Source organism: Caballeronia sp. SL2Y3 (genome assembly GCF_022879575.1).
Taxonomy (GTDB): domain Bacteria; phylum Pseudomonadota; class Gammaproteobacteria; order Burkholderiales; family Burkholderiaceae; genus Caballeronia.
In genome coordinates this window covers 533,572-547,197 of record NZ_CP084260.1, presented here as the reverse complement: position 1 = coordinate 547,197, position 13,626 = coordinate 533,572, and the positions used below count along the sequence as shown (strand labels likewise).

Annotated in this window: 10 protein-coding genes; 7 read left to right on the top strand and 3 right to left on the bottom strand. The window is 66.2% G+C overall.

From position 1 onward, the window contains the following. The first annotated feature begins 144 nt into the window (after positions 1 to 144). From fusA to LDZ26_RS02535, 7 genes are all read left to right on the top strand, one after another. The gene (gene fusA, locus LDZ26_RS02565; RefSeq protein WP_244848037.1) at positions 145 to 2,250 is read left to right on the top strand and encodes an elongation factor G; all 2,106 of its coding nucleotides are present in this window, start codon (positions 145 to 147) and stop codon (positions 2,248 to 2,250) included. A gap of 101 nt (positions 2,251 to 2,351) precedes the next feature. Then, positions 2,352 to 2,831, top strand: coding sequence for a cupin domain-containing protein (locus LDZ26_RS02560; RefSeq protein WP_244848036.1), 480 nt, complete (start codon positions 2,352 to 2,354; stop codon positions 2,829 to 2,831). Positions 2,832 to 2,977: 146 nt separating this feature from the next. Further along, entirely contained in the window at positions 2,978 to 4,639 is a 1,662-nt protein-coding gene (locus LDZ26_RS02555; protein ID WP_244848035.1) for an ABC transporter substrate-binding protein, read from the top strand. Next, entirely contained in the window at positions 4,636 to 5,655 is a 1,020-nt protein-coding gene (locus LDZ26_RS02550; RefSeq protein WP_370650632.1) for an ABC transporter permease, read from the top strand. Before LDZ26_RS02555 ends, LDZ26_RS02550 begins: the two co-directional genes overlap by 4 nt. Further along, positions 5,652 to 6,503 carry an ABC transporter permease gene (locus tag LDZ26_RS02545; RefSeq protein WP_244848034.1) on the top strand — a complete coding sequence of 284 codons (852 nt, stop codon included), beginning with the start codon at positions 5,652 to 5,654 and terminating at the stop codon, positions 6,501 to 6,503. Before LDZ26_RS02550 ends, LDZ26_RS02545 begins: the two co-directional genes overlap by 4 nt. After that, complete coding sequence (locus LDZ26_RS02540; protein ID WP_244848033.1) at positions 6,500 to 8,581, top strand: ABC transporter ATP-binding protein; 2,082 nt, start codon at positions 6,500 to 6,502, stop codon at positions 8,579 to 8,581. The genes LDZ26_RS02545 and LDZ26_RS02540 overlap by 4 nt, the downstream gene beginning before the upstream one ends. Before the next feature lie 73 nt (positions 8,582 to 8,654). Next, the gene (locus LDZ26_RS02535) at positions 8,655 to 9,062 is read left to right on the top strand and encodes a Rap1a/Tai family immunity protein (protein ID WP_206467681.1); all 408 of its coding nucleotides are present in this window, start codon (positions 8,655 to 8,657) and stop codon (positions 9,060 to 9,062) included. Between the two features lie 127 nt (positions 9,063 to 9,189). On the opposite strand, the gene LDZ26_RS02530 is transcribed toward LDZ26_RS02535, so the two are convergent. The 3 genes from LDZ26_RS02530 to aspT (LDZ26_RS02520) form a co-directional block, all read right to left on the bottom strand. Further along, positions 9,190 to 10,035 (bottom strand): aldo/keto reductase, encoded by an 846-nt coding sequence (locus LDZ26_RS02530; RefSeq protein ID WP_244848032.1) that lies wholly within the window; start codon positions 10,033 to 10,035, stop codon positions 9,190 to 9,192. Positions 10,036 to 10,125: 90 nt separating this feature from the next. Continuing rightward, positions 10,126 to 11,814 carry an aspartate-alanine antiporter gene (gene aspT / locus LDZ26_RS02525; protein ID WP_244848031.1) on the bottom strand — a complete coding sequence of 563 codons (1,689 nt, stop codon included), beginning with the start codon at positions 11,812 to 11,814 and terminating at the stop codon, positions 10,126 to 10,128. Positions 11,815 to 11,836: 22 nt separating this feature from the next. Then, on the bottom strand, positions 11,837 to 13,519 hold the full coding sequence (gene aspT, locus LDZ26_RS02520; RefSeq protein ID WP_244848865.1) for an aspartate-alanine antiporter: 1,683 nt from the start codon (positions 13,517 to 13,519) through the stop codon (positions 11,837 to 11,839). Positions 13,520 to 13,626: the final 107 nt, after the last annotated feature.

The following is a 13,626-nucleotide window of genomic DNA, read 5'->3' as shown; positions in this document are numbered from 1 at the left end:
GAAGCTGGTCTACGCGCTATCCTAAAAAGATTGCATGGGACCGCAATTGAGGCTAAAGCCCTAACTGCGGTCGACAGCTTTGCATGAGACCGTAGTAAGGGCCGAAGCCCTAACTGCGGTCGCAATTACCCACAGGAGGTTCACGTGCCCCGCAAGACTCCCATCGAGCGCTATCGCAATATCGGTATTAGCGCCCACATCGATGCCGGCAAAACGACCACTACCGAACGCATCCTTTTCTACACCGGCGTGACGCACAAGATCGGCGAGGTTCACGACGGCGCGGCGACGATGGACTGGATGGAGCAGGAGCAGGAACGCGGCATCACGATCACGTCCGCCGCGACGACCGCCTTCTGGAAAGGCATGGCCGGCAATTATCCGGAACATCGCATCAACATCATCGATACGCCGGGACACGTCGACTTCACGATCGAAGTCGAGCGTTCCATGCGCGTGCTCGACGGCGCCTGCATGGTCTACGACTCGGTCGGCGGCGTGCAGCCCCAGTCCGAAACCGTGTGGCGTCAGGCGAACAAGTACAAGGTGCCGCGCATCGCGTTCGTCAACAAGATGGATCGCGTCGGCGCGGACTTTTTCCGCGTGCAGCGGCAAATCGGCGAGCGCCTGAAGGGCGTCGCGGTGCCGATCCAGATTCCGATCGGCGCGGAAGAGCACTTCCAGGGCGTGGTCGACCTCGTGAAGATGAAGGCCATCGTCTGGGACGACGAGAGCCAGGGCATCAAGTTCACGTACGAAGACATCCCCGACAACCTCAAGGACGTCGCGCACGAATGGCGCGAGAAGATGGTCGAGGCCGCGGCGGAATCCAGCGAGGAACTGCTCGAAAAATATCTGGAAGACCACGAAAGCCTGACGGAAGAAGAGATCAAGACGGCGCTGCGCAAGCGCACCATCGCGAACGAAATCGTGCCGATGCTGTGCGGCAGCGCGTTCAAGAACAAGGGCGTGCAGGCCATGCTCGACGCGGTGATCGACTATCTGCCCTCGCCGGTGGATGTGCCCGCGATTCTCGGCCACACCGAAGACGACCAGGAAGCGGAGCGCCACCCGAGCGACGACGAGCCGTTCTCCGCGCTCGCCTTCAAGATCATGACCGACCCGTTCGTCGGCCAGCTGATCTTCTTCCGCGTGTATTCGGGCGTCGTGAATTCCGGCGATACGGTCTACAACCCGGTGAAGGAAAAGAAGGAGCGGCTTGGGCGCATCCTCCAGATGCACGCGAACGAGCGCAAGGAAATCAAGGAAGTGCGCGCGGGCGATATCGCGGCGGCGGTCGGCCTGAAGGAAGCGACGACCGGCGACACGCTGTGCGATCCGGGCAACATCATCATCCTGGAACGAATGATCTTCCCGGAGCCGGTGATCTCGCAGGCCGTCGAGCCTAAGACGAAAGCCGACCAGGAGAAGATGGGCATCGCGCTCAATCGACTGGCGCAGGAAGACCCGTCGTTCCGCGTCACGACCGACGAGGAATCCGGCCAGACGATCATCTCCGGCATGGGCGAGCTGCACCTCGAAATTCTCGTCGACCGCATGAAGCGCGAGTTCGGCGTGGAGGCGACGGTCGGCAAGCCGCAGGTCGCGTATCGCGAAACCGTGCGCAACAAGGTGACCGATGTCGAAGGCAAGTTCGTTAAGCAGTCCGGCGGGCGCGGCCAGTACGGGCACGCGGTCATCACGCTGGAACCGGACCCGGGCAAGGGCTATGAATTCGTCGACGCCATCAAGGGCGGCGTGATTCCGCGCGAGTACATTCCGGCGGTGGACAAGGGCATCCAGGAGTCGCTCAAGTCGGGCGTGCTGGCGGGCTATCCGGTCGTCGACACGAAAGTGACGCTGACCTTCGGCTCCTATCACGACGTCGATTCGAACGAAAACGCGTTCCGCATGGCCGGCTCGATGGCCTTCAAGGAAGCGATGCGCCGCGCGAAGCCCGTGCTGCTCGAACCCACGATGGCCGTCGAAGTGGAAACGCCCGAGGAGTTCATGGGCAACGTGATGGGCGACCTGTCGAGCCGGCGCGGCATCGTGCAGGGCATGGAGGACATCGCGGGCGGCGGCGGCAAGATCGTGCGCGCCGAAGTGCCGCTTGCCGAAATGTTCGGCTACTCGACGTCGCTGCGCTCGCTGACGCAAGGCCGCGCGACCTACACGATGGAGTTCAAGCACTACGCCGAGACGCCGAACAACGTGTCGGAAGCGATCATCAACTCGAAGGGGAAATGATCGCCGCCCGCTTTGGGCGCTTCGCCGTGTAATATCGGAAGTCCGTTGCTCGCGCGGTGTCGGCGGCAACGGACTTTTTCTATCTGTAGACCAGAGGCACCATGAGCGACGCACATCATATCGATTGGCGCGAGAACGGCGTCAAGGTCATCAAGGGCGATCAGCTCGACACCAACACGCCGCAGACGCCGGGCATGAACCGCGCGGCCGCCATCGACGCGGCGCGCGTCGGCGCGCAGAAGATCTGGGCGGGAACGGTCACCATTCATCCGAACGCGAAGACCGGCGCGCACCATCACGGCGCGCTCGAAAGCGTGATCTACATCGTGCGCGGCCAGGCGCGCATGCGCTGGGGCGAGCACCTCGAATTCACGGCAGAAGCCGGTCCTGGCGATTTCATCTTCGTGCCGCCGTACGTGCCGCATCAGGAAATCAACACGAGCACAGACGAGCCGCTCGAATGCGTGCTCGTGCGCAGCGACAACGAAGCGGTCGTCGTGAATCTGAACATCGACGCGGTCGAAACGCCGGAAGAAGTCTTCTGGGTCGATCCCATCCACAAGCATCCGCACAAGCATTGAGGCGCCGCCCAACTAAGCGGCGCGTTCCTTGCTACCACGCCGAGACGCGCTGACTTCGCGTCTCATCGGCGAAGCGCGCCACGCAACGGCAACGCGACAACGCGACAACGCGACAACACGACAACACGCACAGGGAACGATCACCGATGAAGAAAGCATCGACGGACGCGCATCACCTGGAGCTTGCGCGCGGCAACGCGGGCGAGCTGGGCAATCACGCGATCGACGAGTTCATGGCCGGCCGCCTCACGCGGCGCGAACTGCTGCGGCACGCGAGCGTGCTGGGCTTCGCGCTGACTGCGGGCGGGCTTTTCGGCATGCCGGCGGCGCGCGCGCAGGGTGCGGCCAAGCCCGGCGGCACGATCCGCGTCGCGCACATGACGCCGGCGGGCGCGGTCGATCCGCTGACCGTCACCGATGCAGCCGGTCTCGTGCTCATCAATCAGACGGGCGAATTTCTGATCGACGACGACAGCGAGACGCTTACGCTGCGCCCTGCCCTCGCGCTCTCGTGGTCGTCGAACGCGACGGGCGATGTCTGGACATTCAAGCTGCGCCAGAATGTCAAGTTCCACGACGGCCAGCCCATGACCGCGAAGGACGTCGCAGCTACGTTCAACCGCCTGGCCGATCCGGGCGCGGGGTCGGCTGCCCTCTCGGTGCTGAAGGGCGTGCTGTCGAAGGATTCGGCGAAAGCGGTCGACGATCACACCGTCGAGTTCCATCTCGACGCGCCGAACGGCAATTTCCCGTACTACGTTTCCTCCGACAACTACAACGCGGTGATCCTGCCCGCGAACTTCAGCGGCCCGTACGAGAAGTCGTTCATGGGCACGGGCGCGCTGAAGCTGGAAAAGTACACGCCGAAGGTCGGCGCGTCGTTCGTGCGCAATCCGGACTACTGGGGCGACAAGGCGCTGCCCGACCGCGTGCAGTTCTCGTTCTACGCCGACCAGCAGGCGCAACTCCTCGCAATGCAAGGCCGCCAGGCCGACGTGATGGGCGACTTCACCGTGCAGGGCGGCGTCTCGATGTTGTCGAACCCGCAGTTCAAGGTGCTCGGCGCGAAGTCGAGTTCGCATCGGCAGATTCACATGCGCTGCGACATGGGCGCGTTCAAGGACAAGCGCGTGCGTCAGGCGCTCGCGCTCGCGATCAATCGCGAAGTCATCGTGAAGGGCCTGTTCCGCGGGCGCGCGGTGGTCGGCAACGACAGCCCGTTCGCGCCGGTCTTTCCGTCGAGCGATCTCACCGTGCCGCAGCGGCATCTCGACATCGCGAAAGCGAAGCAGCTGATGAGCGAAGCGGGCGTGGCCAACGGCTTCGACATCACGCTCACGACCGAGAAGTACATGGAGATTCCCGATCTCGCCGTGGTCGTGCAGAACGCGGCCAAGGCAATCGGCATCCGCATCGCGCTGAAGGTGGAGAGCCAGGATCTGTATTACGGCTCGGGCACCTTCGGAAAGTCCGATTGGCTCGATTCTCCGCTCGGCATTACGGACTACGGGCATCGCGGCGTGCCGAACGTGTTTCTCAATGCGCCGCTCACTAGCAGCGGCACGTGGAACGCGGCGCACTTCAAGAACGCGGAATACGACAAGCTCGTCGCGCAGTTCGTCGCGGCGCTCGACGTGGCCTCGCAAAAAAAGCTCTCCGGGCAGATTCAGCGCCTGCTGCTCGACGAAACGCCCGTCGTGATTCCGTACTTCTACGACCAGTTGATCGTCACGCGCGCGAACGTCTCGGGCGTGCGCTTCAACGCCATTTCGCAGATGTGGTTCGACCGCGCGACGGTGGCCGCTTGAGCACGATCACGTCCCCGGCGCGCATCGGCGGCAAGCGCAACGGCTCGGCGAAGGCGCGGCGCGTGCTGCGCTTCGTCGGCGTGCGCGTGCTGCTTGCGCTCGTCACGCTGTGGCTTTTGTCGATGATCGTCTTCGCGGGCGGACAGCTCTTGCCCGGCGACGTGGGCCGCGCGATTCTCGGCCCGCTCGCCGATGCGCGCGCCGTCGCGGCGCTGAATCATCAACTGGGCGTGGACCGGCCGCTTCTCACGCAATACACCGGCTGGATCACGCACTTCCTGTGCGGCGACATGGGCGAGTCGTATGCGTTTCGCGCGCCGGTCGCGCCGTTCATCGGCGGCGCGCTGTGGAATTCGGCGAAGCTCGGCGCGCTCGCGTTCGTGGTCGTGGTGCCGCTCGGCATCGCGGGCGGCGTGTACGCGGCGCTGCACGCGGGGCGCTGGATCGACCGGTTCATCAGCATCGGCGGACTCACGGCGACGGTCGTGCCGGAGTTCGTGTCGTCCATCGTGCTGATTCTGATCTTCGGCGTATGGCTGCAATGGCTGCCGATCGAAGCGAGCGCGCCCGCCAATGCCAGCGCGCTCGTGCAACTGAAGCATCTGATTCTGCCGGTGCTGCCGCTCGTCTTCGTGTTCTTCGGCTATATCGCGCGGATGGCGCGCGCCGGCACCGTCGAGGCGCTCGACGCCGACTACACGCGCACCGCGATTCTCAAGGGCTTGCCGCGCCGCGTCGTGATTCTGCGGCACGTGCTGCGCAATGCGCTGCTGCCGACGATCACGGTCGCCGCGACGCAGCTCGGCTACATGATCGGCGGGCTCGTCGTCGTGGAGACGCTCTTTCACTATCAGGGCATCGGCTCGCTCATCTACAACGCCGCGAAGGCGAAGGACTTTCCGATGCTCGAAGCCGGCGTGCTCACCATCGGCGTGATCTATACGGCGGCGAATCTCATCGCGGATGCGCTCTACGTCGTGCTCAATCCGCGCCTTCGCACCGGAGGCGCGCGATGAGCACGGTCGCCGCCCTCGGACCGAAGCGGTTCGACGCCCTCGGCGCGCTCGTGCGTTCGGCCACGTTCGATGTCGGCGTGCTGATCCTGCTCTTCTGGGTCGCGTGCGCGCTCTTCGGGCACTGGCTCGCGCCGCAAGACCCGTACGCCTCCGACCCGTTGAATTCGCTCACCGCGCCTTCCGCCGAACACTGGTTCGGCACCGACCAGCTCGGCCGCGATGTATTCGCGCGCGTGATCGTCGGCTCGCGCGACATTCTCACCATTGCGCCGCTCGCGACGCTGCTCGGCACGGCGGCGGGCACGGCGCTCGGGCTCGTCGTCGGCTATTTCGGCGGCTGGGTGGATGCCGTGGTCGGCCGCGCGATCGACGCGCTGCTCGCGCTGCCGCTCGTGATCGTGGCGCTGCTCGCGCTGGCCGCGGTCGGCGCGAGCAACACGACGGTGATTCTCGTGATCGGCCTCACCTTCGCGCCGATCACCGCGCGCACGGTCCGCGCCGCCGTGCTCGGCGAGCGGCATCTCGACTACGTGCTCGCGGCGCAACTGCGCGGCGAGAACGCGTTCTACATCATGTTCGCGGAGATTCTGCCGAACGTGCTGCCGCCGATCATCGTGGAAGCGACGGTGCGGCTCGGTTACGCGATCTTCGCGGTCGCGACGCTGTCGTTTCTCGGCTTCGGCATTCAGCCGCCTTCCGCCGACTGGGGCTTGGCGCTCTCGGAAAGCTACACGCTGATGGCGGGCGGCGCGTGGTGGACCGTCGTGTTCGACGCGGCGGCGATTGCATCGCTCGTCGTCGCGGTGAATCTCGTCGCGGATGCCGTGCAAGGAGTGCTCGACCGATGAACGGACCGCCGCCATCGGCCTTCCCCGCGTTCGGCGCGGCCAAGGGCAGCGAGACGGACGCGCTGACGGTCGTCGGCCTGACGGTCTCGTACCGCACGCGCTGGCACGACCGCGATGTCCTGCAAGACGTGACGCTGCGCGTGCGGCGCGGCGAGGCGTACGGGCTCGTCGGCGAATCGGGCTGCGGCAAATCGACGGCCGCGCTCGCGATCCTGCGCTATCTGCCGCGCAACGGCCGCGTGAAAGCGGGCCGCATCACGGTCGGCGGACACGACGTCGCCGCGCTGCCCGCCGAAGCGCTTCGCGTGCTGCGCGCCAACGCCGTGTCGATGGTCTATCAGGACCCGGGGCGCGCGCTCAATCCATCGCTGACGATCGCGCGTCAGGTGTCCGAAGCATTCGAAGCGGCGGGCGCCTCCGCCGACGACGCGCTCGCCCGCACCGCCGACATGCTGCGCCACGTGCGCATCGCGTCGCCGGAGCGGGTGATGGAGAGTTATCCGCATCAATTGTCGGGCGGCATGCAGCAGCGCGTCGTGATCGCGATGGCGCTCGCGTGCAATCCCGAACTCCTCATTCTCGACGAACCGACGACCGGACTCGATGCCACCGTCGAAGCCGAAGTGCTCGATCTGATCGCCCAGTTGCGCGCGGAACTCGGCACGGCGGTGCTGTTCATCAGCCACAACCTTGCGGTGATCGGGCGCATGTGCGACCGCGTCGGCGTGCTGTATGCGGGCCGGCTCGTGGAAGAAGGCGCGACCGCCGACGTCTTCGCGAAGCCGCGCCATCCGTATACGGTCGGCCTCTTGCGCTGCCTGCCGACGAGCACGCGCACGAAGGAAACCGGCCGCCTCGACACGATTCCGGGTTCGCTGCCGCTGCCGGGATCGGTCGTGCAAGGCTGCATCTTCGCGCCGCGCTGCAAGATGGCCGACGAACGCTGCGTGAAGGAAGCGCCGCCGCCGTATCGCGTGGCATCGCTTCACGGCGACCAGATGTCGCGCTGTCATTACCACGAGCGCGCGCATCTTCTGCCCCGCTCGACCGACGAAACGCCGCCGCCCGCGCCGCCGCGCGAGCACGCCCCGCTCGCGCTGTCGGCCCGTCATGTTTCGAAAACCTTCCGCGTCGGCGATGAAGACGTGCGCGCCGTCCACGATGTCTCGCTCGATCTCGCGCAGGGCGAAACGCTCGGGCTCGTCGGCGAGTCGGGCAGCGGCAAGACGACGCTCGCGAAACTGCTGCTCGGCCTCGTCTCGCCGGATGAAGGCGCGACGCTCGAACTCGACGGCCAGCGCCTCGCCGAGCGCGTCACGCGGCGCAGCGGCGAGCAGGTCAAGTCGCTGCAGATCGTCTTCCAGAATCCGGATTCGGCGCTGAACCGCGCGCATTCGGTGCGCAGGCTCATTGCGCGGTCGCTCGCGAAGCTCGGCGCGCTGCACGGCGAAGCGAAGGAGCGGCGCCTGCACACGCTGACCGAAGCGGTGCGGCTGCCCGAGCGTTATCTCGGCTCGCGCACGCGGCAACTGTCGGGCGGGCTCAAGCAGCGCGTCGCGATTGCGCGCGCCTTCGCGGGCGATCCGCGCGTGGTCGTCTGCGACGAGCCGACTTCCGCGCTCGATGTCTCCGTGCAGGCCGCGATTTTGAATCTGCTCGCGGATTTGCAGCGCGAGCGGCGCGTGAGCTATGTGTTCATCTCGCACGATCTGCATGTGGTGCGCTATCTGTCGGACCGCATCGCCGTGCTGTATCTCGGGCGCATCATGGAAATCGGCCGCGCCGCCGATGTGTTCGACGGCCCGCAGCATCCGTACACCGAAGCGTTGCTGTCGTCGGCGCCATCGCTCGACGACGCGCACGCGGCGCATCAGCGCATCCGGCTGTCGGGCGAGTTGCCGAGCGCGGCGAATCCGCCGTCGGGCTGCGTGTTTCACACGCGATGTCCGCGCAAGATCGGCGAGATTTGCGAGCGCGAGACGCCGCCCAGCCGCGATGCCGGAAACGGCCACGTGATCCATTGCCATATTCCGGTGGCCGAACTGCGGGCGCTGCGATCGCGCGAAAACGTGACCTGAAGCAAGCCGCCGGAACCAAACGCGCTCTCGTCGCCTCTCAACGGTTCAACGTTCATACAAGAGGATACCCACGATGAAACGCGCTCTCTCGCTCGCCGCTTCTCTCGCGCTTTGCGCAGCCACGGCCGCCCACGCGCAATCCGCGCCGACGCCCGGCGCATCCGATCCGAGCTTTTCCGCGTGGTCGCTCGCGCAGCAGTGCGGCCAGAAAGGCGACAACGCCGCGCAGGGACAATGCGTCGGCGCGGTGCGGGGCATCGTGCGCGGGTATCAGTACGGCGTGCTGTTCCTGTCGCAACGCGCGTCGATGCCGGCGAACGAAACGCGGCGCGTGTCGCTGTGTTTGACGGATACGACGGTGTCGTCGATCGTCGATGATTTTCTCGCGGACGCCAAGCAGGTCAGTGAGGCGGATCTCAGGCGCACGCCCGCCGAAGTGGCGGTGCTCGGGTCGGTGCATGCGCATCATGCGTGTTCGTGAGTAGGAGCGGTTAGCGGGCGCTGGAAGGCCCGCTGAGGCAATCACGTCTCACCACAGCCAGCGAGCAATAGTCGGGAGGACAAACTATTCTGCTCGCTGCTGTTCTTCCGCAACGGCGATATCGCCTCTAGAGCATCTCCAACCCCCTCTTTCTCGTGGGCGGCCGGAACTCCCCATCGATCTGCGCCAGCTCCTCCGCCGACAACCGCAACTCCACCGCCGCGCGATTCTCCCGCACATGCGCGACATCCGCGGCCTTCGGAATCGCGAACACACCTGGCTGTTGCAGCACCCACGCCAGCGCCACCTGAAACGCCGACACGCCGCGCGCCGCCGCGATCTTCGCAAGCACCCCGCCGCGCGGCAGCCGCGCATGATCGACCGGGCTGTACGCCATCGCGGGCAGCCGGCGTTCGCGCAGCCACGGCAGCAAGTCGAACTCCGGCCCGCGTCGCGCGACGTTATAAAGAATCTGATCCGTCGCGCAGGCATCGCCGCCATCGAGCGAGAAAAGCTCCTCCATGTCGTCGGTGTCGAAATTGCTCACGCCCCAATGCCGAATCTTGCCGTCGCGCCGCAGCTTCTCGAAGCCCGCCACGACGCCCTGCAAGTCTTCGCCGCCGCGCCAGTGCAGCAAGTACAAGTCGATGCGATCGGTTTTCAGCCGCTTCAGACTCCGCTCACACGCCGCCTGCACGCCGCGCTCGCTGCCGTTGTGCGGATACACCTTGCTCACGATGAACACGTCGTCGCGTACGTCCGACAGCGCCTCGGCGATGAGCTTCTCGCTCTCGCCGTCGCCGTACATCTCGGCGGTGTCGATGAGCGTCATCCCCAGTTCGACGCCCTCACGCAGCGCCGCGATTTCCGCCTTGCGCGCGTTCGGGCGCTCGCCCATTTCCCAGGTGCCCTGGCCGAGCTTCGGGATCGCTTCGCCGTCGGGCAGCGTGACGACGGGTATGGTATTCGCCATGAAATGCCTCCTTGTTCGCCCGCCAATTATGGCGCAAGGAGCACGCCCGAGCCGCCACGCCAGCCACTACGCCAGCCGTTACACCAGCCCCTACACCAGCCCGACCACGAGCGGCCCGAGCAGCGTCAGGAGCACGTTTGCGAGCGCATACGTCACCGCGAAGGCGGCCGTCGGCACCGGGCTTTCCGCCTTGTCGAGCACGCCGCCGAACGCCGGATTCGCGCTGCGCGAACCGGACAGCGCGCCCGCGAACACCGCTGCGTTGTCGTAGCGCAGCACGTAGCGGCCGAAGAGCATCGTCAACAGAAGCGGAAACAGCGTGACGAAGACGCCGAGCAGGAAGATGGTGAGGCCGCTTTGCTTCACGGTGACGACGGCCTGCAAGCCGGAGTTCAGCCCGACCACCGCGACGAACGCCGCGAGCCCGAAGTCCTTCAGCAACTGCGACGCGGCGGGCGGCATCACGCCGTACATCGGATGCTTGCCGCGCATCCAGCCAAAGACGAGGCCCGCGAGCAGGCAGCCGCCGCCCGAGCCGAGCGTGATCGGAATGCCGCCCACGCGCACGACGACGAGCCCGAGCAAAAGCCCGACCACGATGCCCACGCCCATATAGATGAAATCGGTCTTGTTGCTGTACGGCAGCTCGTAGCCGGCTGCGTCGACGGCGCGCTTCGTGTCCTGCGGCGAGCCGTAGAACGTGAGCACGTCGCCATGTTCGAGCCGCGTTTCCGGCAGCACCGGCAACGGCATGCCGGCGCGCGAAATCGCCTGCAAATAGACGCCGTGGCGCATGTCGCGGTCGACCGTCGCGCGCACGGCGGCGATCGTCGTGTGATTCATGCCGCGCCGCGCGAACACGCCCTGGCGCTTTTGCATCACGATGCTGATGCCGTCGCTGTCCGCGACTTCCTCGCCGATGTGCGACGCCGCACCGGCCATCACTTCGCGCCGCCCGACGACGAGCACGATATCGCCCGCTTCGAGCATCACGTCCGGGCGCGGTTCCAGTGCGTGGCCCGCGCGCCGCACGCGCTCGACGGTGATCAGGTCGTGCTGCGCCATCTCGATCTGCGCGACCGTGCGTCCCGCCGCGCCTGCCGCCGTCACGCGATACGCGCGCCCGACGAGCGGCGGCAACGCAGAAACTTGCCCCGGCGCGGGACCGGCATCGCCCGAGAGCGACTTCTCGGCCTCGATCGACGCGTCCTTCAGACTCTGCCCCATGAATTTCGGCAGGATGTTCACGCACACGATGATCGCGCCGAGCGAGCCGAACACGTACGTCACCGCGTAGGCGATCGCCACGTCGCCCTGCAGCGCCTTCGTTTCGGCAGCGGGCAGGCCGAGCCGCGCGATGGCGTCGCCCGCCGTGCCGATGATCGCGGATTGCGTGAGCGCGCCGCCCGCCAGCCCCGCCGCGAGCCCTTTGTTGAGGCCGAACACCTTCGCACAGACGATCACGGTGACGAGCGCCGTCACCGCGAGAAAAACGGCCATCGCGATCTCGCGCAAGGTCTGCCGGTTCAGCGAGTTGAAGAACTGCGGCCCCGAGTCGTAGCCGACCGCATAGATGAACACGGCGAACATGACGGACTTCACGCCGTTGTCGATCTGCACGCCGACCTGGCTCACGACGACCGCGGCAATGAGCGAGCCGCCGACGCCGCCCAGCTGAAACTTGCCGAAGTTGATCTGGCCGATCAGATAGCCCGCCGCGAGCGACAGAAACAGCGCCGTTTCGGGCGACTTCGCGAAGATCGCGTGGAGCCAGTCCATTGAACCCCCGATGTGCGTCGATCTAGCCGAGCCTGCTCACCAGTCCGACGACGAGCGGCCCGAGCAGCGGCAGCAGCACGTTGGAAATGGCGTAGGTGATGGTGTAGCCGATGACGGGCGTCGCGTTGCCCGTCACGCCGACGAGCGCGCTGATCGCGGGCGTGCTGCACTGCTGGCCCGCGATCGCGCCGAGCAGCATCGGCACGTCGAGCCTGAGCAGCACGCGCCCGACGAAGAGCGACGCAAGCGCCGGCACGAGCGTGATGACGATGCCCGCCAGCGGCAGCGCGATGCCGAATTCGCGGATCAGCCGCAGCGCGTCCGCGCCCGCCGAAAGGCCGACCGCTGCGATGAAGGTGCATAGCCCGAAGTCCTTCAAAATCTGCGCCGCCGCGGACGGCAACGAGCCGATGACCGGATAGCGCGAGCGGATCCAGCCGAACACGAGCCCCGCCAGCAGACAGCCGCCGCCAGTGCCGAGCGACAAGTCGATGCCGCCGACATGCGCCGACAGCCGCCCGACTCCGATGCCGACCAGCACGCCGAGCCCGACGAACACGAAGTCCGTCTTCTGCGTCGCGCGAACGATGTAGCCGAGCTTCGCCGCGCCGCGCGTCACGTCTTCCTTGCTCCCGACGAGCGTGAGCACGTCGCCGCGCTGCACCTGCGTGCCGGGCAGCGCGGGCACCGTGCTGTCGAGACGCGTCACGGCCGCGACGAACACGCCGCGCCCATCCGCCGGATTCGCGCGGGCGCGCGCCTGCGCGAGCGTGAGTCCGTGCAGCGCGCGGTTCGTGAGCATCACGTCGACCTTTTCGACGAAGTAATCGGAGCCGCCGCCGTTGAACACTTCCTCGCCAATCCACGGAATGGCTTCGACGAGCGCCTCGCGCCGCCCCGCGATCACGATGCGATCGCCCGCCTTCAGCGTCACCGAAGGCTGTCCTTTGATGACGGAGCGGTCGCGCACCACGCGCTGCACGCTGATGTTGTGGCCGAAGCGCTTTTCAAGCTCACCGATGCTGCTGCCGGCCGCGGCCGTCACCTTCAGCTCGCGCCCGGCGAGCGGCATGATGGCGGGCGTCTGCCCTTCGCCGAGCGCGCCGTCGCCGCCGAGCTTGCGCCAGACGCGCTCGGCTTCATCCCGCAGGTTCACGCGCAGAATGAGCGGCGCGAACTGGCTCGCGAAAAGCACGATCGTCACGAGCCCGAAGAGATAGCTGACGCTGTACGCGGTGACGATATTCGCCTGAAGGCGCGCAGTGTCGGCCGCGGACAAGCCGAGCCGCGCGACCGCCTCGGACGCCGTGCCGATCACCGCGGATTCCGTCGCGCCGCCCGCGAGCAGGCCGGCGGCCGTACCCGGATCGAGCTTGAGCATCGCCGCGATGCCGAGCACGAGCGCGACCACGACGATGACCTCGACAAGCGAAAGCGCGGCGTACCGCCAGCCGCGCCCGATGTTCGCGAAAAACTGCGGACCACCCGTAAAACCGAGCGCGAAAATGAACAGCGCGAAGGCAATGTTTTTCAGATCCGGCGATATGCGCGCGCCGCTTTGACCGAGAATCAGCGCGACGATCAGCGTGCCGCAGACACCGCCAAGCTGTATGGGGCCGAACTTGAACGAGCCGATAAAGAAGCCAATAGCGAGACTCGCGAAAAGCGCGATTTCAGGTTGTGCCGCGAGCAGGCGCCATAGCATGAGTCGGTTCATCCTTTCGGCATTGCGAATATCACGCCTGGCCGCACGAATATCGAAATGACGACTGAGTCGAGAAACTCGCCGTTGAAGTCGCAATGCGTCGATTA